Source organism: Dryocola clanedunensis subsp. sulfonylureivorans (assembly GCF_016756775.1).
In the GTDB taxonomy this organism is placed as follows: Bacteria; Pseudomonadota; Gammaproteobacteria; order Enterobacterales; family Enterobacteriaceae; genus Dryocola; species Dryocola clanedunensis.
In genome coordinates, this window is sequence record NZ_JAERMU010000004.1 from 139,302 (window position 1) to 159,443 (window position 20,142).

A 20,142-nucleotide genomic window follows, 5' to 3' on the forward strand; every position below is an offset into this window, starting at 1 on the left:
TGCATGAGGTTTATTTCAGGTTTCGTTCAGCTAAAGCCTGTTCAAGCAGATGAAAGGGGATCCTTTCCTGCTCCAGGCGCAAACGGGGTTGCCAGGCATGGCTTTTTAAATTTTTGTATAACTCAAGCTCCTGGTCGTGCAGCCAGGCCAGTTCCCCGGCCGGATGAACGTTATTTTCAGGCTCCTCCCCCCACCATTCGCGACATTGCAGTAGGGTTGCTTCATCCATCAGCAACGACTGCGCATGGGGAAAATAAACACGAAGCTGCGACAGAATAGCGAGGCCGTTAGTATCGATATCGCCCCAGTAGTAGATCTGGACATCCTTAAGCCACGGCACCTGCTTAAGCCTTTGTACGCCGTAGCCCAGGCCAAAAATAATCAGGGAGTTTCTCAGTACAGGAAAGGCGAGAAAGTTAACTTTATTCTCGGTAATCACAACGTTATCTAAAATCAGGTTTAGCTTTGAGAATTCTTCTACGGGCGTAGTGATATCACTTAGTCCACCGAATTCTTTGCTCAGCAGAGGATCGAGTAAACGGAAGCGCACCAGCGGCTTTTCATAGAGCAAACCAAAGCGCTGCTCAAAACCGTAGCTGTTTAGCGTGGTGAAATTCATGTCGATAGTTTCCTGCGCCAGCAGCTGGTCGAATAATATTCGCAGGATTTTTTTATGAGATTCAATAAATTTACTGTCGATCCCGACAATATCCAGCTGACGGAGATAAACCATTGGTCGGGGGTGGGCGATGAAATACCGGCAGACTTTTAATAACAGGGGCCAGATGCCGTGATTAGCATCGATCAGCGCGATAATTTGCTCAAGCCACGGCTTCAGCTCAGGAAATGCAGTCCCGATCAGCGCTACATCAGAGGTAAAATTTTGCCATTGCCGCCAGGCCCCTATAAAGCGGAATAAGGCTTCTGCCGTTTCAAACTCCACTGCGTCGGGCAGACGCTGCCGCCCCATCGTGCTGAAGTGACTTTCTCGCTCGATAAGCCGCACCCCATTCAGGGATGCTAAGTCTGCCTGGAGGCGCATCAGCTCGACTTGCAGCTCCGAAAAACGGTGCAGTAGCTCCCGACCTGTAATTTTTGGCAGCGTCAAACGCTGCGGAAATAGCAGGGTTCCCGCCAGCCACTCGCGATGGAAATCATACCGTTTCCACTTCTTCAGGAGCTTGTCCCGCAGAGATTTAACGCTATGTGTCATCCGTAACGTCCTCAACCATTTCGCTGTACTGCTGTAGTTTCTGGCTAACATTCAGACGCTCACGATAATCTTCGATGGTCATATTCAGCACCATCGAACGATTATCCTTCTGGTCAACAAAGTGAACGTGGCTGACGTAGCTTTCAATAACATCAAGTTTTTGCAGAGGCGTTACCAGCAGCAGTTGCAAACCCAGCGTTTTAAATAACTCAAGGCCAAAACGGGTGCTGTCTTTTGAGCCACGCGCAAACGCTTCATCAATCACCACCAGGTTAAAACGGCGCTGCGTATCAGCAGCGTTGTTTTCATCAACCAGCCGATACTGGAGCATGATGGCAGCAGCCAGAATCGCGTAGGCCAGCTTCTCTTTCTGCCCGCCCGATTTACCGCCTGAATCCGAATAACACTCTTTTTCGCTGTTATCTTCCCGATAACGTTCAATGACGTTGAACAAGAACCAGAAGCGAACATCCACCACTTTTTGCGTCCACTTCGGCTGATTACGCATCTGCTCAATAAGCGATTTCACCTGCTCAAACTTCTGTTCCGAGTAGAGATTATCGTCAGTGCTGTATTCCACGCACTGCTTTAAGCGTTGCTTGAACTCGCGAATATCAATGTCCGGCGACAGAACGCCCATTACTTCTATGTATGTCCCGGGCTGATAATCCAGATCCTGCAATGACTGATTGATTAACAAAATTCGGCTTTTAATTTCCTCTTCTTGTTTATCCAGCTGGCTGCGGAATAGCGCCATGGCCCGGATGGTGTCCCGGTTGAGCATCTCTTTGAAGCGCTCCTCATGACGGGGTAAATCTTCCTGCTGCAGCTGCTGTAACAGCTGCTGATATTCCCCAAGTGCGGCCAGCGTACGGTCAAAATCTGTCGCGTCGTTCGGAAACGCATGCACAAAGTCCCCCATCGCCGCAATCATACTTTCCTGCTTACTGGTTCGCCGGGCTTCCAGATGCTGGATCTTGTCATTCATTTTGCCCCGAAGCAGCGAACTCTGATTAACCAGCATTTCAATGCGCAGATCGTCCCCGGCCCCATAGCGCTGATACATCTCTTCCAGCAACGGATAGTACTCATCCTGCTGCTCTGGCGTTGCCTGCACGGCTGATTCCTGCTGCCGTTTCAGCTCTTCCTGATGGGTTTCAATTTTTTGTTCTAGCTTTGCTCGCTCTGTGTGAAACGCATCGCGCTGTTCCAGTACGGCTTTGAGCTCTGCACGGGCCTCATCCAGACTGGTATTGAGTAATTTCAGTTGCTCAGAGGAGGCTTCAAGCCGCTGATAATCCGCCCGCAATGTCTCCACTTCCTCGCTGCACTTTGGCCAGTTGATCTGCGCAAAAATGTAATTGAAATCGGCAAGCAAGAGGGCTTTTCTGCGCAGTTCATCAAGCTGCTCTTTCTGTTTGCGAAAGTGCGATAACTCTGCGTTCAGCGTAGCGACCAGACTTTGCAAGTGGCTATATTGTGTGGCCAGCAGCTGAATTTTCTCTTTATTGCTCCAGCCCAGGACATAACGACTTTTATCTTGAATATTATGGCGATCGTCTTTTTCATGGCGATCAGGGCCGGATTTTACCTGCCCGTTGAGCGTCAACGCCCGTTCGCTGCGGCGGAAATCCACCAGCGAATCGCAGCACTGGTAAGTAAACCGTTGCTTAATTTCTTTATTCAGCCAGGCGTAAAATGTGCTGTCTGGCTTAATTTCCACTTTCGTGGGAAGAGAGTTGGGAGGGCTGGTTATCGTGGATAAGTTTTCGACTGGCTTAACACGATAATAAACAAGCCGCGCACCTAAGTGAGTTTTTTCAATAAAGTCTGATACCCGCTGATAATGTTGATCCGGAACCACCAGACTCAGTGCAAAACCATGCAGTACCCTTTCAATGGCCCCCTGCCATTGTTGCTCGTCGGCCTTGACCTGTAACAGCTCACCCACAAAAGGTAGTTCATTTTCACCTACGCCCAGTTCGGCACAAATCTGCTCGCGGACGGAAAGCTGGCGTAGAGGTATGTTTGACTGACGTTTATTCAGCGCCTTAAGTTCATCGCCAACGTTATTTTGCTCTTCCTGTTTTTGCCAAAGTTGTTTATTCAGCGCATCACGAGATTGTTCGTGTTCATCCAGCTGCTGATTGACCTCTTCAGCCCGAACTTTTGCCTGAGCGATATTGCTGACAAATATTGCCGGATCCAGACGAGAATCGAGTTCCAGAGCCTGGGACAGGCCTTGATAGCGCTGATAATTCTTGCTGAAATCGTCGCGCTCCGCTTCTTTTTGCTTTATCTCAATACTCAATTGTTGAAGCCGGCTTCCGCCATTGCCGTTGATATCATCGCGGATCTGCTCAATGCGCTGTTGTAAGACCGCGCTTTGATTATCCATAGCGGATAGCTGAATCCCCAGCTTCGTCAGATCCTGTTGCTGCCGGGCCAGCCGCGACTGGTAAAGAGGAATAGCCTTGCCCGCCATATAAGGTTCAAGCACGCTGCGGGCGCTATCAAAAGTGTCTCTTTCCTGCGCGGCCTGTTTCGCCCCTTCACCGTAACGGCTTACCGGCTCCAGTAACTGGATCTTCTGGCGGGCAGCCACGACTGCATCGTGCAATCGATGCAGGTCATCATAATTTCTTTCCAGTTCAGCTAATTGCTTTTCAATATCCGGCTGCTCGAGCATATTCTGGCGCACAAAATCTGTCACCGAACCCACTGATTTCATGGAAATTGTCTGGTTAAATAGTTCCAGCGCACGCCCATCACTCCCCAGCCCCAGCAGTCTTGAAAACGCTAGCTGGTAAGGCGGGAAATTATCCGCTAAATCCAGCTTATCGTCTTTGCGCAGTTTCTTACGCAGCTCGTTAATTTTAGAACCGAAGCCAGAAAAATCTTCCGCGATAGCCAGTTCGCGGCTGGCCACGATGTATAGCCGCTTCACTTTTGTATCGCCAGGTTTTAACCAAAAAATTTGCGCTAATGAGACATACTGCTGGAGTGATTCGGCGTAAAAAACGGCCATAATAATGCTGCAATGATTCCCCGTCTGGCGTAACCCTTTCGCCCGGGCTTTGCCGTTATCGTCCTGGACCGAGGTGTAATGACCGTAGAAATAAGATTCTGCAGAACGCTCCTTCTCTTCTGCGCCAGCGGCCTTGTTGTACGCAAGTTTACGCGGCGGCACCAGCAGCGTGGTTAATGCATCCACCAGCGTCGATTTTCCACTGCCAATATTACCTGTCAGCAGGCTGTTGCCGCCTTCAGCGGTGAGGGTCCAGATTTGCTTATCAAAAGTCCCCCAGTTGAGCGCTTCCAGACGTATTAAACGAAAACCTTTCAAAGCCGTTGTTTCAGATTTCATGGCTATCATCCTCTCCTTGCTGCGACTTAATGCGCTCCCGGAATAAGTCGATAAAGAGATTTATCTGTTCGGCGCTCACCATCGCCTTAATGATACGCTGCACTTCAAACTCATCCGGATGGTTAGTCAGTACGGTCAAAAAACCCATTTCACAGACTTTTTTAATCAGTGCATCAATCTCTTTTTGCTGTTTAACTTCGTTATTCACCTCTGGCAGGTAAGGCTTTAGCCAGGAATGCATCTCCTGACGGGTGACAATAAGCCTCGGCGCGCTTTCTTCTGCATCATGCTCTGCCAGCCGTTTCCTCAGTGAAACCAGCAAAAGACTTTGCGAATAAGTCAGGTTTCGTTTTGGGATGAGGCGCGGGAAATCATCATCTTCATTTTCCATTACATGCTGGATTAAAAAGGCGAAGCCTTCCGCATCGTCCAGCACTAAACCAAGCCCCAGAGGCTGGAAATAATTGCGGATCCCCTGCTGGTCGCGCAGCAAAATATCCCAAAGTTCGCGGTTCCGGGCGCGGTATAACGGACCTTTTAATAAGCGGATAAGAATTTTGGACTGCGCTTTGCGGGAATCGTCCGAGAAGAGAGTGTTAGTGATAAAGTCGGTCATTGATCAGATGCTCCGCACAAAAGTGATTTTTGGCACAGTAACCTTACGCGTGATCCCCGCCTCAGGTGCCCAGCTAATCTGCTGCTTTGAATTTTCATCAATGTGAGCAACACCAGCATCCTCACAAGCGAGCTTAATATAAGTTAATAGCTCATCCAGCCCATAACTTAGCGGATAATGCGCAATGACTTCGGCGAGAGTTATTTGCCCCTGGTTATCCATCATGCACTGCATAATATTACGCTGGAGTTCCGCCTCATTAATGTGGCTCAGAGCCTGTAGCTGGCTGAAATCGACCTGTGGTTCAGCTTCTGCTGTTTCCATAATACTGTCGATCTGCTCATCTTCTTTTGGCTGCCAGAGCTGGCGGCTTAATAAAGGATTAATGTCACAGTGCAGCGCGGGAAGGGTCATTCCCGAAAGTGTGTCGCTATATGGCTGATAACGATGGGCTTCTATCTCGAACGCACGAATAATTTCCAGGATACGTCGGTTATCCTGAGATTGCTCCTGAATATATCGCCGTAGCTGATCGGTGATTTGCTGGCGGGTGCTATTAACCTTGGCCCCGGCGTCCAGTAACCAGCTATAAAGATGCGTCAGCAAACGATCATTTTTAATAACTTCGCGCCCCTGCTCGTGCTGCAACAGCTGCTGTAAGTTTTCACGCATGCCGTTACGCATTTGCGGAGTCATTAATAATTCAAAGAAGGCGCTAAAAGATTTCCCTTCGTCTGAATCATCAATCACATCCTGATGTTCAAAAATTTTATCCAGCACTTCGCCTTTCACCAGCCCCCCCGCGCTTATTGTTTTGCGGGACTCCTTATCCAGCAGGCGAAAGTTTGCTTCTACCTGGCGGAAATCGCCCAGCAGCTGGCGCGACATATCCGAGAGCAAATATAACCGCTCCCTGATTTGAGTGTTGGATAAGTTCTGGTCCTGCCCCTGCTCCACGGCGACAATGGACTGCTCGATTTCAGCCTTGCGCATCTTTAATTGCTGTAGCTTCTGAAGCGGGTCTTCGCTTGCTCCTTCAACCAGCTCACCAATCATATCGAGCAATAATTTCAGTCTGGATTCCGTACCAACAAATTGCCGCCCCTGAAGATCTTCAATCCAGCGCAGCGCTTTTTCGACTTCGGGGAGCAAATCACATTCAGGCTCGTCGCTGTCCTGTGAAAGATACTTTCGTAAATACCCACCTTTGTTATTAATCCAGTCATCCAGATAACTTCTGGCGTTTTTCGGAAATTTGTCATCACCATAAGTTTCTTTCACATCTCGCAAATGCTGTTCCAGTAAACCAATAAGTTCCTGGTAAGGGATGCTGCGGCGATTTGGAAAGACGAAAACCTGATGTAGGAAGCTGCTGATGAGCGAGAAATGTTGCGAACGTAATAATTTAAGCGCAAGGCTCTGTTCTTTGAATTGTTCCAGAAAATCGAAGCTTAGGTCGTAAGCCATTGCCAGTAGCCTCACATATAACATGTAAAAAAACTGAATGGCTAAGTTTGGTCGATTTCGGACGGCCTTGTCCAGTGCAAATAAGGCATTGATTTTAATAATACGTAAACGTGCTATATATTAAATAACAATGAGATACTTTTCCGTATCTCATTGTTGCAGGCTTAAATCAGCCCAATCGGCCAGTGGTGGCCAACCAGATAAATAATCGCCGCCGCGATCACCCCGGCGATGATATCGTCGACCATGATCCCCATCCCGCCGTGGACGTTGCGATCGAACCAGCGGATCGGCCACGGCTTCCAGATATCGAGAATTCGGAAGATCACAAAGCCCGCGGCAACCCAGCGCCAGTCGTTGATCGGCAGCGCCATCAGCGTTATCCACATGCCGAGGAACTCATCCCACACGATGCTGCCGTGGTCGTGAACCCCCATATCACGTGCCGTCTGGTGGCACAGGTAAACGCCGATGCAGATGCCGAGCATTATCACCATGGAGTAGAGCTGCCACGGCAAAAACGTCATCAGATACCAGAAGGGGATCGCCGCAAGCGACCCAGCGGTACCGGGCATGATCGGACTCAAACCACTGCCAAAGCCGGTGGCTAACAGGTGCCACGGGTTGCGCAGGTTCAGGCGGCTTTTCGCGACGTCTTTAGAGCGAGGCAAAGTGATCGTATCCTTTTAAATTCACATCCGCAGGCTTGCCGTCGACGGAGAACTGCAACCCTTCCGACGCCGCGCCAATCTGGCCAATACAGGTAAAGGGTACGCCAAGGTTGCCAATAGCGACATCCAGCGCGCCGCGATTGATCTCCGGCACGGTAAAGCATAGCTCGTAATCTTCCCCACCTGACAGCGCCCAGCCGAGCGCCTGCTCAGGATCAACATGCGCCAGCATAGCTTCAGAATACGGGAACGTGTCCAGCGTAATCCGTGCACCGCAGTCGCTTGCTTTAAGGATGTGCCCAAGGTCAGAAATCAGGCCATCTGAAAGATCGATGGCGCTGCTTGCCAGATCGCGAAGCGCCTGGCCGTGCAAAACACGAGGTTTTGGACGTAAATGGCGTTTAACCAGATAGTCCGCGTGTTTTTCGTCTGCAACTTCAAGGCGGTTTTGCAGAATCGCCAGCCCTGCCGCGCTGTCGCCAGGCGTGCCGGTGACATAAATCCAGTCACCAGGGCGAGCACCGCTGCGCTTAAGTGCGCGTCCGGTCGGCACAAGGCCGTGGATACCCAGCGTCATCGAGAGCGGTCCACGGGTAGTGTCGCCGCCGATAAGCTGCATATCATAGTAATCAAGTTGTTCAAACAGGCTGTCGCTGAAGGCTTCAAGCCAGCTTTCATCAACTTCGGGAAGGGTAATGGCCAGCGTCAGCCAGGCGGGATCGGCACCCATGGCCGCCAGATCGCTCAGGTTAACCGCCAGCGCTTTGTAGCCCAGATCGCGCGGATCGATATCCGGCAGGAAGTGAATACCCGAGACAAGCGTATCGGTGCTGATCGCCAGCTGCTGCTTCTCCGCAACGCTGAGCAGAGCGCAATCGTCACCAATACCAGTGTCGACATCACGACGGGAACTTCTTACGCGATCAAAATAACGGGCAATAAGGGAAAACTCACCGCATGCCATGCGTTATGCCTCATAAAAGATGAAGGCCGGATTAACCGGCCTTAGTGGAGATTATTTTCTGTGGGGACGGATTTGCGGAGCGGCTTTATCGAGCACACCGTTGACGAACTTGTGGCTGTCTTCGGCACCGAAGGTTTTTGCCAGTTCGATGGCTTCGTTAATCGCCACTTTGTACGGCACGTCATCACGCTTAGACAGTTCAAACAGTGCGATACGCAGAACCGCTTTTTCTACCTGACCCAGCTCTTCGAGCTGACGAGACAGGTAAGGCTTCATCAGCCCATCCAGATACGCGCTGTTAGTAGCCACCCCGCTCAGCAGTTCGCGGAAGTAGTTAACGTCAACGTCTTTGACGTCCTGTTCCGCCAGGAACTGGTATTCGACATCGGAGATGTCGTTGCGAGATAACTGCCAGGAGTAAAGCGCCTGAACGGCACACTCACGGGCACGGCGACGAGCAGCAGGTTTCACAGATTTCCCCTTACAAAAAATCAGGCCTTGATGGCTTTCAATACATTAATCATTTCAAGCGCGGTCAGTGCAGCTTCTGCACCTTTGTTACCGGCTTTGGTACCAGCGCGTTCGATGGCTTGTTCAATACTTTCGGTGGTCAGCACGCCAAAGGCGACCGGAATACCGCTCTCCTGGGCTACGTGAGCCAGGCCGTTACTGGCACCGCCAGCAACATACTCAAAGTGGGCAGTCCCACCACGGATAACAGTACCCAGCGCAACCACGGCGTCGTAACGACCGGTTTTCGCCAGCGCGTCTGCGGCCAGCGGCAGTTCATAAGCACCCGGCACCCAGACTACGGTGATGTTGTCATCTTTAACCTGGCCGATACGCTTCAGGGCGTCGATTGCGCCATCCAGCAGGCTGTCATTGATGAAGTTGTTAAAACGCGCGATGGTGATGGCGACGCGAGCGTCTGGAGTAGCAACGGCTGCTTCAATAATGTTCATATTCTTCCTTTACGGGTTCTGTTTGGCCCCGCAGGGGGGCGGATTTTATCATAATCTTTTAGCGTCTGCTTACGTTTCTGCCGCAATCAACGCGGGGTGAGATGCAGGCACAAATCCGGGCCAACCTGGCGGACCTGGCTGAACGAAAACTCAGGCGCATCGGCGAGTTTTTCGAGGCCCGGCAGCTGGCACAGGCCACGCGCATCGTTGCCCAAAAGCTTAGGGGCAACGTAGACAATCAGTTCATCCACCAGACCTGCCTGGAGCAGTGCGCCAGCTAGCGTGGCACCCGCTTCGACCCACACGGAGTTTATCTGGCGCTTGCCAAGCAGCATCATCATCACCACCAGATCCAGATGGCCGTTGTGCTGCGGCACGATAAATTGTTCAACGCCTTCCGGCCAGGCTTGGTCATCCGCCTCAGTACGGGCAAGCCAGGTTGCACCGGGCTGGGCGATAATGTTATGCGCTGGCGTCACGCGATTCTCGCGGTCGAGGATAATTCGCGTCGGCTGACGAAGATTCTCTTCGGTATAGACCGTTCGCGTCGCCTCATCAAGTTCATGCCAGCGGACGGTCAATGAAGGGTTATCCGCCAGTACCGTGGCGCTGCTGCTAAGAATCGCGGCGCTTTGCGCCCGCAGCCGCTGCACATCGCGACGGGACTGAGGCGAGGTAATCCACTGGCTTTCACCGCTCGCCATTGCCGTACGGCCATCCAGCGAGGCACCCAGCTTGAGCTGGATAAAGGGGAACCCCGTGCGCATGCGCTTGAGGAAGCCACGGTTTAACGTTTCGGCTTCACTCATCATCAGGCCATGACTGACTTCAATACCTGCCTGTTGCAGGCGGTATAAGCCACGCCCGGCAACCTGTGGATTAGGATCCTGCATCGCAGCCACAACGCGTGTTACGCCTGCGGCAATCAAGGCATCGCAGCAGGGCGGCGTGCGCCCATGATGGCTGCAAGGTTCGAGCGTGACGTAAGCCGTGGCACCGCGAGCTTTTTCACCCGCCATGCGTAACGCATGTACTTCCGCATGTGGCTCTCCGGCGCGAAAGTGGAAACCTTCGCCAACAATCACGCCGTCTTTCGCAATGACGCAGCCGACATGAGGATTCGGCATCGTGGTGAACCGGCCATGCTTTGCCAGCCGCAGCGCACGCGCCATAAATTTTTCGTCAAGCGACATCATGCTCAATCCTGTAAACGGGCGATTTCTTCGCCGAACTCTTTGATATCTTCAAAGCTGCGATAGACCGATGCAAAACGAATGTAGGCCACTTTATCGAGCTTCTTAAGCTGCTCCATCACCAGGTTGCCGATCATTTTGCTCGGCACTTCCCGTTCACCCATCCCCCGCAGCTGAGATTTTATATGGTTTACCGCCATTTCTACGTCGTCAGAGCTCACCGGGCGCTTTTCCAGAGCTTTCAGAATACCGCTGCGCAGTTTGTCTTCATTAAACGGTTCGCGTACGTCGTTACTCTTCACCACGCGTGGCATCACCAGCTCCGCCACTTCAAAAGTAGTAAAGCGTTCATGGCAAACCAGGCACTGGCGGCGGCGGCGTACAGAGGAGCCTTCGCCAACAAGACGGGAGTCGATCACTTTGGTGTCTACTGCGAAACAGAATGGGCAATGCATGGCGCGTCCTGAGGGATTAGTCGATTGGCCAATAGTTTACCGCGAAGTCGCAGGAGTACAAAGGCAACGACCCCGGCAGGCGCGAAATATGACTTTTCATCCCGGAAGAACTACGCTTAAATCAGGAGCGATGAACAAGGAATGATTAGCCATGACAAAGACTTACTTAAGAGTTTTCCTGGTCGGCAGCATGATGAGCCTGACCGCCTGCGCGCAGCAAACCGAAGTCCGCCAGATGAAGCAAGAGGTCGGCTCGCTAAGCCAGCAAATGACGAAGCTTGGCGATCAGACCGTGAAGCTCACCCAGCAGAATGCGTTGAATGCGAAATCCACAACCGGCGTCTACCTGTTACCGGGATCAAATACTCCCGCACGCCTGAATAGCCAGCTTGGCAATTTACAGATGTCGCTGAGCAACGTAGCAGCGGAGGCTAACGGCACGCGAGCGACGCTGACGATCAAAGGTGAATCCAACGATCCGCTGCCAGCGTTCACCGGTAAAGTTGAGTGGGGGCAGATTCAGGGCACCACGGACAACTATCAGGAAGTGAACGTGCAGACGCAGCAGATCGATGCTCCTGCCAGCGTGCTGGCCCCGAGCGATGTGACGATCCCGCTGCTTCTGCCGGGCATCACGCCAGACCAGTTAGGCTTTGTGCGCGTTCATGATATTCAGCCGAGTGATATGTCCCAGGGTCAGCCACAAAGTCAATAAGCAACAACGCCATCCACTGACTCCGGTGGATGGTGCTTTTCAACCAGCCCAGACGCTGGCATCGAGCATTCTGTTACACCTCCCCCGCCCTACAATGTGATATTCATCACATTTAATTGTAACCATTCGGTACTGAATTGCTTAATTTCCCGATGAAGGTACAATCGCGCCGTTTTTGATGTGCGCAAACGTGAACGCAATCGATTACGCCTATGACGATAATGTGAAATGAAACATTTTTTTGTGAGAAGGGATTTCTATAATAGGCGCGCCAATCAAAAACCAGGTGAATGGTTGATGGCTTCGGGTGAATGATTCACCTCTCCTCTCACGGGAATATTTAAACAGTGGCAAATAATATGAAAAAAATTATTCTGGCGGCCGGCACCGTTCTGGCGCTTTCAAGCTCCTTCTCAGCAAGTGCGCAAGAGACTAAAAACAGCGAATACCTCTCCGACTGGTGGCACCAGAGCGTTAACGTGGTGGGGAGTTATCACACCCGTTTCGGGCCGCAGCTGACCAACGACGTTTACCTGGAATATGAAGCCTTCGCCAAAAAAGAGTGGTTCGACTTTTATGGCTACCTCGATATCCCAAAAACTTTCGGCTGGGGTAATGGCAACGATAAAGGCGTCTGGGATGACGGTTCACGTATGTTCATGGAGATTGAACCGCGCTTCTCCATCGACAAGCTGACCGGCACCAGCCTGGCCTTCGGGCCGTTTAAAGAGTGGTACATCGCCAACAACTATATCTACGATATGGGCGCCCACGGCGATGACGCCAGCAAACAGAATACCTGGTACATGGGTCTGGGCACAGACATTGAGACTGGCCTGCCAATGAGCCTGTCCATGAACGTCTATGCCAAATACCAGTGGCAGAACTACGGCGCGTCCAACGAAAACCAGTGGGACGGCTACCGCTTTAAAGTGAAGTACTTTGTGCCGATTACTACCCTGTGGGGCGGTAACCTGAGCTACATTGGCTTCACTAACTTTGACTGGGGTTCCGATCTGGGCAGCGACGACTTCCGCGACAATAACGGTCATCATGCTCGTACCAGCAACTCCATCGCCTCAAGCCACATCCTTGCGCTGAACTACGATCACTGGCACTACTCCGTGGTGGCTCGTTACTGGCACAACGGTGGCCAGTGGAACGATGACGCCAGCCTGAACTTCGGCAACGGTGATTTCAACGTACGCTCTACCGGCTGGGGTGGCTACCTGGTTGTGGGTTATAACTTCTAATCCGCCGGAAAGTACAAAGCCAGCTCTGATGAGCTGGCTTTTTTTATGCCTGACTGCCAACGGTGGATGGCGCTTACGCTTATCCACCCTACAAAAAATTTATTTCCCTGCAAAAATCCTTGTCGTAGATCGGATAAGCGCAGCGTCATCCGACACAGCTGCATTCAACGGTGGATGGCGCTTACGCTTATCCACCCTACCCAGCCAGGCGAAAAAAAACCGCAGCACACTGGCTGCGGTTTTTATCTGACTCAATACTCTTAAGGCAGAATGGACGGCTGGTCCGCGCCTTCTTTCTCGACTTTCTGCTGCAGCATGTGCTCGCGCTTCATGCCCAGCTTCAGCGCCAGTGCAGACGCCACGTAGATAGAAGAAGCTGTACCGATGGCCACACCGATGAGCATGGTCAGGGAGAAGCCTTTCAGCATCGCGCCGCCGAAGAGATACAGCATCAGGATCACCACTAAGGTCGTCCCGGATGTGATCAACGTACGGTGCAGCGTCTGGGTCAACGACACGTTAAAGATTTCGTAAGGCGTACCGCGACGGATCTTGCGGAAGTTCTCACGAATACGGTCAGAGACCACGATGCTGTCGTTTAGCGAGTAGCCGATAACCGACATCAAAGAAGCAACGATGGTTAAGTCGACTTCGATATGGAACAGCGACAGCACGCCCATGGTGATGATCACGTCGTGCGCCAGCGAGATAACCACACCGGCTGCCAGACGCCACTCGAAGCGGAACCCGACGTACACCAGAATGGAGATCAGCGCGACAAGCAGCGCCATCGCACCGTTCTGTGCCAGATCGGCACCGACGCTCGGCCCCACGAACTCGATACGTTTCACCGCAGCATCCTGATTGGTTGCCGCATTGATCACGTTGACGACCTTGCTGCCCAGCACCTGCCCACCGGTTTCCCCTTGAGCAGGCGGCATGCGCACCATGATGTCACGGCTGCTACCGAAGTTCTGCACCAGCGGCTCAGCAAAGCCCGCTTTCTCCAGCGCTTCACGCATCTGGTCGAGATCCGCTGGTTTTTCCAGCGAAATCTCAATAACCGTACCACCGGTGAAGTCCAGACCCCAGTTGAAGCCCTTCACACCGATAATCACCACGGAGAGGATCAGCAGAAGTCCGGAGATACCGAACGCCCAGTAATCCCAGCGCATAAAGTCATAGACCCGGCGCCCGTGGTTTAATTGTTCAACACTATATTCCTGTGCCACAACGCACTCCTCAGATAGACAGCTTGGTGATGCGTTTGCCGCCGTACACCAGGTTTACGATGGCACGGGTACCGACAATAGCGGTAAACATGGACGTCGCCACACCAATACCGGTCGTGATCGCAAAGCCTTTAATTGCCCCGGTGCCAACGGCATACAGGATGATGACCTTGATAAGCGTCGTAACGTTAGCATCGAAGATGGAGCTGAACGCGCCCTGGTAGCCTTCGTTAATCGCCTGCTGTACCGAACGTCCGTTACTAAGCTCTTCCTTAATACGTTCGTTTATCAGTACGTTAGCATCGACCGCTACCGCAAGGGTTAAGACAATACCCGCAATACCCGGCATGGTCAGCGTCGCTCCCGGTAGCAGGGACATAATGCCCACAATCAACACCAGGTTAACCAGCAGCGCGGAGGTCGCAATCAGGCCAAACTTCTTATAGAAGAAGAGCATGAAGATGATTGAGACCGCCAGACCAGCCAGACACGCTTCCAGACCCTGCTGAATGTTTTCCAGACCCAGAGTCGGGCCGATGGTACGTTCTTCAACAATCTGAATCGGCGCGATCAGCGCACCCGCACGCAGCAGCAAAGAGAGCTGACGAGCTTCGTTCGCGTTGCTGATACCGGTGATACGGAAGCTGTTGCCCAGACGCGACTGAATGTTCGCCACGTTGATGACTTCTTCCTGCTTCACCAGCACCGCACGACCGGTCTTGTCTTTCTTACCGCTGTCTTTGTACTCCACAAACAGGGTCGCCATCGGCTTGCCGATATTGTCCTTGGTGAAGTTAGACATGATGTTACCGCCAGCGCCGTCCAGGGAGATATTAACCTGAGGCTGGTTGTACTCATCGGTGCTTGAGGTGGAGTCGGTGATATGGTCACCGGTGAGGATCACGCGCTTGTACATGACAATCGGCTGGCCTTCACGGGTTTGCTTCACTTCCGAATCACCCGGCACGCGGCCAGATGCTGCGGCAGACTGGTCGACGTTGGTATTAACCAGACGGAATTCCAGCGTCGCGGTAGCGCCAAGGATCTCTTTCGCACGCGCGGTGTCCTGAATACCCGGCAGCTCAACGACGATGCGGTCTGCACCCTGACGTTGTACCAGCGGTTCGGCAACACCCAGTTGGTTTACACGGTTACGCAGAATGTTGATGTTCTGCTGAACGGCATATTCACGCGCTTCGCTAAGACGGGCGTCGGACATCACGGCGCGCATCGAATTGTTGCCCTGGTTAGTGATAACCAGATCGCGGTGACGTGGACCTAAGTAAGAGACAGCCGCATCGCGGGCTGCGCTATCACGAAAGAGAATGTCGACACCATAGTTATCCGCTTTACGCACGTTGGTGTAGGCAATGCCTTTCTCACGCAGGTCGCTACGCAGAGCTTCTGTGGTTTGTTCCTGCAGCTTGCTTAACGCAGTGTCCATGTCAACTTCCATCAGGAAGTGCACGCCACCACGCAGGTCAAGACCGAGTTTCATCGGCTCTGCGGAGATCATCGTCAGCCAGCGAGGTGTCGCCGGAGCAAGGTTAAGCGCCACGACATATTTATCCCCCAATACGGCCATCAGCGCTTCACGTGCGCGCAGCTGGATATCGGTGGTGTCAAAGCGTGCAAGGATTGCGCCCTCTTCCAGTGCCACAGACTTAGCGGTTATTTTTTCTTCTTTTAAGGTGTTCTGGACCTGGATCAGCGTTTGCTCACTGGCGGCGACGCCGCGCGCGCCAGTGATCTGAACTGCCGGATCCTCACCATATAGGTTGGGAAGTGCGTATAGCAGGCCGACGGCAATGACGACGACCAGCATGATGTACTTCCACAAAGGATAGCGGTTTAACACGGTAGTTCCCTTAGGGACATCAAATATTACAGCGCCTTCATGGTGCCTTTCGGCAGAACGGCAGCTACGAAATCACGCTTGATAATCACTTCATTGGTGTCATTCAGGGCGATAGAGATATAGCCAGTGTCAGCTACTTTCACTACGCGACCCACCAGACCACCGGTCGTCAGCACTTCATCACCTTTGGCGATGGAGTCCATCAGTTTCTTATGCTCTTTAGTCCGCTTTTGCTGTGGACGCAGGATCATGAAATAGAAGATCAGGCCAAAGACCACCAGCATCAGAATCAAAGAGTACGGGCTACCCTGCGCTGGAGCACCGGTTGCAGCAACCGCATCAGAAATGAAAAAGCTCATTTAAATTCCCTCATTATTAAAATTAATCAACGTTCAAAGCTGGAACTGGTTTACCTGTCCGCTCGTAAAAATCAGTCACGAAGTGCTCTAATTTACCCTCTTCAATAGCCTTACGTAAACCAGCCATCAGGCGCTGGTAGTAGCGAAGATTATGAATGGTATTGAGCCGCGCGCCGAGTATTTCGTTACAACGGTCAAGATGATGCAAGTAAGCACGTGAATAATGGCGACACGTATAGCAATCACACTCTGCATCAAGCGCAGAGGTATCATCCTTGTGCTTCGCGTTGCGGATTTTCACCACGCCATCAGTAACAAACAGATGCCCATTACGTGCGTTACGCGTTGGCATAACGCAGTCAAACATATCGATACCGCGGCGAACGCCTTCGACCAGGTCTTCCGGTTTCCCGACGCCCATCAGGTAACGTGGCTTATCAGCAGGGATCTGCGGGCAGACATGTTCCAGGATGCGATGCATGTCGTCCTTCGGTTCACCTACAGCCAGGCCGCCGACAGCGTAGCCATCAAAGCCTATCTCTACCAGACCTTTTACCGAGATATCTCGTAAATCTTCGTAAACACTACCCTGGATAATGCCAAAAAGCGCATTTTTATTACCAAGAGAATCAAAGCGATCGCGGCTGCGCTGCGCCCAGCGCAGGGACATTTCCATAGAACGCTTCGCATAATCCCAGTCGGCCGGGTACGGCGTACACTCATCGAAAATCATCACGATATCGGAACCGAGATCGTACTGAATTTCCATGGATTTTTCTGGATCGAGGAAGATCGCGTCGCCGTTGATCGGGTTGCGGAAATGCACGCCCGCTTCGGTGATCTTACGAATATCCCCAAGGCTGAAGACCTGGAAGCCGCCGGAGTCAGTCAGAATCGGGCCTTTCCACTGCATAAAATCGTGCAGATCGCCGTGCAGCTTCATGATCTCCTGACCCGGGCGCAGCCACAGGTGGAAGGTATTGCCGAGGATGATTTGCGCCCCGGTCTCCTGCACTTCTTCCGGCGTCATGCCTTTCACGGTGCCGTAAGTGCCCACTGGCATAAATGCAGGGGTTTCTACCACACCACGGTCAAACACCAGGCGGCCACGGCGAGCGCGACCGTCGGTAGTATCTAATTCAAATTTCACATTTCCTCCAGCATCAGAGAAACAGTCTGATGATTAAGACAAAAACGCCGCCCGGTTGACCGGACGGCGCAGAATTTCTTGCTAAGCGCCTGGGCGCTCGTTAATCGCCTGTGGATTGTACGTGATATACATCGCATCACCGTAACTAAAAAAGCGATATTCGGAATTTACAGCCGCCTGATAGGCATTCATGGTGTGTTTATAGCCTGCAAAGGCGGACACCAGCATGATAAGCGTGGATTCAGGCAGGTGGAAGTTGGTCACCAGCGCATCGATGACGTTGTACTGGTATCCCGGGTAGATAAAGATTTGCGTATCGCCGAAGAACGGCTCAATCAGATCGTTTTTTGCCGCCTGCGCGGCGCTCTCCAGCGAACGAACGGACGTGGTGCCCACGGCAATAACGCGATTGCCGCGCGCTTTACAGGCCAGCACGGCATCGACAACTTCCTGCGGCACTTCCGCATATTCGGAATGCATGATGTGGTCTTCAATGCTGTCCACGCGCACCGGCTGGAACGTCCCCGCGCCAACGTGCAGCGTCACAAACGCCTGTTCGATGCCTTTATTACGCAGCGCTTCCAGCAGCGGCTCATCGAAATGCAGACCGGCAGTCGGGGCAGCAACCGCACCCGGCTTCTGGCTGTAAACGGTCTGATAAAGCTCTCGGTCTGCGTCTTCATCCGGACGATCGATATACGGCGGCAGCGGCATATGGCCAATGCTGTTAAGAATATCCAGCACGCTGCGCTCGTCGTTAAACTCCACTTCGAACAGGGCATCGTGGCGCGCAACCATGGTGGCGTGTACGCTTTCATCATCGCCCAGCAGTAGCTCAGCGCCCGGCTTCGGGGCTTTAGAAGCGCGGATATGCGCCAGAATGCGCTTGTCGTCCAGCACCCGCTCGACCAGCACCTCAATCTTGCCGCCGCTGGCTTTACGGCCAAACAGACGGGCGGGGATCACGCGGGTATTATTAAAGACCAGCAGATCGCCGGGGTTGAGCTTATCGAGCAAATCGGTGAAAGTGCCATGCGTTAACTCCCCTGTCGGCCCGTCGAGCGACAGCAAACGGCAGGCGCTGCGGCTTGCCTGCGGATAGTGGGCAATCAGGGATTCTGGCAGTTCGAAGGAGAAATCGGCAACACGCATGGCTTAAAAACTCAGACTTAAAAAGTGGCGGTACAGTCTAGTGCCAGGGGCCGCTCCTGGCAACCAATATGCCGTCATAAAGCTCAATACGGATAAAGAAACTTATGAATTTCCTCGCCCATTTACATCTCGCCAGCCTTGCGGAAAGTTCGCTGCTCGGCAACCTGCTGGCGGATTTTGTCCGCGGCAATCCAGATGACAGCTTCCCGTCTGATATCGTGGCGGGGATATATATGCATCGGCGGGTAGATGTGTTGACCGACAGGCTGCCGGAAGTGACGCTGGCGAAAACGTGGTTCCGCCCTGAAACGCGCCGCGTCTCGCCCATTACGTTAGACGTGATGTGGGACCATTTCGTTTCGCGCCATTGGTCGAAGCTGAATCCTGATATCGAGCTGGTCGATTTTATCGCCCATGCGCGCTCGCACATCGTCCCGCACCTGGCCGACACCCCGCCGCGCTTTATCAACCTTAATAACTATCTCTGGGACGAGCGCTGGATGGAGCGCTACGGCGACATGGCGTTTATCGCGAACGTTCTCAACGGCATGGCGTCGCGTAGACCAAGACTGGATGCTTTGCGAGCCTCCTGGCAGGACCTGGATACCCACTATGAAGCACTGGAAGCCCTTTTCTGGCATTTCTACCCGCGTATGATGGAACTGGCGGCACAAAAAAGTTTGTAAACCGTCTCAAGGCGGGGATTAACTTCTTGCCCTTTTACAAAAAAGGGCTATTTTGGATGGCTGCTGTGGAAATCTTCGTTTTTTGATAGGCAAATCCTATCTGATTAATCGGCGCAGCACGCTTGAGTTGCAGGGAGCGCAAACCCTATACTCCCCCCCGTTGCGTTAACACTCACTTTAACAAAATTAACAGGAGTACATATGGTCCTGGTTACTCGTCCAGCCCCAGATTTTACCGCAGCTGCCGTACTTGGCAGTGGCGAAATCGTTGACAACTTCAACTTCAAAGCACACACCAACGGTAAACCAACCGTCGTGTTCTTCTGGCCAATGGATTTCACCTTCGTCTGCCCGTCTGAACTGATCGCGTTCGACAAGCGTTACGAAGAATTCCAGAAACGTGGCGTAGAAGTCGTTGGTGTTTCTTTTGACTCCGAGTTCGTTCACAACGCATGGCGTAAAACCCCTGTCGACAACGGCGGCATCGGTGAAGTGAAATACGCAATGGTTGCTGACGTTAAGCGTGAAATCCAGAAAGCTTACGGCATCGAACACCCGGAAGCTGGCGTTGCACTGCGCGGCTCCTTCCTGATCGACAAAGCCGGTATCGTGCGCCACCAGGTTGTTAACGACCTGCCGCTGGGCCGTAATATCGACGAAATGCTGCGCATGGTTGACGCGCTGCAGTTCCACGAAGAGCACGGCGAAGTGTGCCCGGCTCAGTGGGAAAAAGGGAAAGAAGGCATGAACGCGTCTCCGGACGGCGTTGCTAAATACCTGAGCGAAAACGTTGCTAAGCTGTAATCGCTAAACGTTTTTGTACGAAAGG

Annotated in this window: 19 protein-coding genes; 4 read left to right on the forward strand and 15 right to left on the reverse strand. The window is 52.5% G+C overall.

The annotated features are described in order from the left end of the window. Positions 1-10: 10 nt before the first annotated feature. The 10 genes from HYQ67_RS05485 to nrdR form a co-directional block, all read right to left on the reverse strand. Complete coding sequence (locus HYQ67_RS05485; RefSeq protein ID WP_202302146.1) at positions 11-1,213, reverse strand: Wadjet anti-phage system protein JetD domain-containing protein; 1,203 nt, start codon at positions 1,211-1,213, stop codon at positions 11-13. Continuing rightward, positions 1,203-4,580, reverse strand: coding sequence for an ATP-binding protein (locus tag HYQ67_RS05490; protein ID WP_202302148.1), 3,378 nt, complete (start codon positions 4,578-4,580; stop codon positions 1,203-1,205). Before HYQ67_RS05490 ends, HYQ67_RS05485 begins: the two co-directional genes overlap by 11 nt. Continuing rightward, positions 4,570-5,196, reverse strand: a complete 627-nt coding sequence (locus tag HYQ67_RS05495; protein WP_202302150.1) for a DUF4194 domain-containing protein — start codon at positions 5,194-5,196, stop codon at positions 4,570-4,572. Before HYQ67_RS05495 ends, HYQ67_RS05490 begins: the two co-directional genes overlap by 11 nt. Positions 5,197-5,199: 3 nt before the next feature. Continuing rightward, on the reverse strand, positions 5,200-6,663 hold the full coding sequence (locus tag HYQ67_RS05500) for a DUF3375 domain-containing protein (RefSeq protein WP_202302152.1): 1,464 nt from the start codon (positions 6,661-6,663) through the stop codon (positions 5,200-5,202). Between the two features lie 164 nt (positions 6,664-6,827). Further along, positions 6,828-7,334, reverse strand: coding sequence for a phosphatidylglycerophosphatase A (pgpA, locus tag HYQ67_RS05505; RefSeq protein WP_202302154.1), 507 nt, complete (start codon positions 7,332-7,334; stop codon positions 6,828-6,830). Next, positions 7,321-8,298 (reverse strand): thiamine-phosphate kinase, encoded by a 978-nt coding sequence (gene thiL / locus HYQ67_RS05510; RefSeq protein WP_202302156.1) that lies wholly within the window; start codon positions 8,296-8,298, stop codon positions 7,321-7,323. Before thiL ends, pgpA begins: the two co-directional genes overlap by 14 nt. A 51-nt stretch (positions 8,299-8,349) precedes the next feature. After that, a complete protein-coding gene (gene nusB, locus HYQ67_RS05515; protein ID WP_121265315.1) occupies positions 8,350-8,769 on the reverse strand; it encodes a transcription antitermination factor NusB in 420 nt (139 codons plus the stop codon). 20 nt (positions 8,770-8,789) lie between these two features. Next, positions 8,790-9,260: a 6,7-dimethyl-8-ribityllumazine synthase gene (gene ribH, locus HYQ67_RS05520; RefSeq protein ID WP_202302158.1), complete on the reverse strand. Its 471-nt coding sequence runs from the start codon at positions 9,258-9,260 to the stop codon at positions 8,790-8,792. 86 nt (positions 9,261-9,346) lie between these two features. After that, positions 9,347-10,453, reverse strand: a complete 1,107-nt coding sequence (ribD, locus tag HYQ67_RS05525) for a bifunctional diaminohydroxyphosphoribosylaminopyrimidine deaminase/5-amino-6-(5-phosphoribosylamino)uracil reductase RibD (protein WP_202302419.1) — start codon at positions 10,451-10,453, stop codon at positions 9,347-9,349. A 5-nt stretch (positions 10,454-10,458) separates the two neighbouring features. After that, positions 10,459-10,908: a transcriptional regulator NrdR gene (gene nrdR / locus HYQ67_RS05530; RefSeq protein WP_202302160.1), complete on the reverse strand. Its 450-nt coding sequence runs from the start codon at positions 10,906-10,908 to the stop codon at positions 10,459-10,461. 151 nt (positions 10,909-11,059) lie between these two features. On the opposite strand from nrdR, the gene HYQ67_RS05535 reads away from it, so the two are divergent. Both HYQ67_RS05535 and HYQ67_RS05540 read left to right on the forward strand, forming a co-directional pair. Then, positions 11,060-11,623, forward strand: coding sequence for a SadB/YajI family lipoprotein (locus HYQ67_RS05535; protein WP_202302162.1), 564 nt, complete (start codon positions 11,060-11,062; stop codon positions 11,621-11,623). Positions 11,624-11,982: 359 nt separating this feature from the next. Further along, positions 11,983-12,876, forward strand: coding sequence for a nucleoside-specific channel-forming protein Tsx (locus HYQ67_RS05540; protein ID WP_202302164.1), 894 nt, complete (start codon positions 11,983-11,985; stop codon positions 12,874-12,876). A 260-nt stretch (positions 12,877-13,136) separates the two neighbouring features. Here HYQ67_RS05540 and secF read toward each other — a convergent pair whose 3' ends face one another. From secF to queA, 5 genes are all read right to left on the reverse strand, one after another. Then, positions 13,137-14,108 carry a protein translocase subunit SecF gene (gene secF / locus HYQ67_RS05545; protein WP_202302166.1) on the reverse strand — a complete coding sequence of 324 codons (972 nt, stop codon included), beginning with the start codon at positions 14,106-14,108 and terminating at the stop codon, positions 13,137-13,139. Positions 14,109-14,118: 10 nt separating this feature from the next. After that, positions 14,119-15,966 (reverse strand): protein translocase subunit SecD, encoded by a 1,848-nt coding sequence (gene secD, locus HYQ67_RS05550; protein ID WP_202302168.1) that lies wholly within the window; start codon positions 15,964-15,966, stop codon positions 14,119-14,121. 26 nt (positions 15,967-15,992) lie between these two features. Beyond that, a complete protein-coding gene (yajC, locus tag HYQ67_RS05555) occupies positions 15,993-16,325 on the reverse strand; it encodes a preprotein translocase subunit YajC (RefSeq protein ID WP_202302170.1) in 333 nt (110 codons plus the stop codon). Positions 16,326-16,347: 22 nt separating this feature from the next. Beyond that, positions 16,348-17,475 (reverse strand): tRNA guanosine(34) transglycosylase Tgt, encoded by a 1,128-nt coding sequence (gene tgt, locus HYQ67_RS05560; protein WP_202302172.1) that lies wholly within the window; start codon positions 17,473-17,475, stop codon positions 16,348-16,350. Between the two features lie 81 nt (positions 17,476-17,556). Next, complete coding sequence (gene queA, locus HYQ67_RS05565; protein WP_202302174.1) at positions 17,557-18,627, reverse strand: tRNA preQ1(34) S-adenosylmethionine ribosyltransferase-isomerase QueA; 1,071 nt, start codon at positions 18,625-18,627, stop codon at positions 17,557-17,559. 104 nt (positions 18,628-18,731) lie between these two features. Between queA and acpH the strand changes: the two genes are divergently transcribed. Both acpH and HYQ67_RS05575 read left to right on the forward strand, forming a co-directional pair. Then, a complete protein-coding gene (gene acpH / locus HYQ67_RS05570; protein WP_202302176.1) occupies positions 18,732-19,313 on the forward strand; it encodes an ACP phosphodiesterase in 582 nt (193 codons plus the stop codon). A 201-nt stretch (positions 19,314-19,514) separates the two neighbouring features. Next, positions 19,515-20,117 (forward strand): peroxiredoxin C, encoded by a 603-nt coding sequence (locus HYQ67_RS05575; protein WP_202302178.1) that lies wholly within the window; start codon positions 19,515-19,517, stop codon positions 20,115-20,117. Positions 20,118-20,142 lie beyond the last annotated feature (25 nt).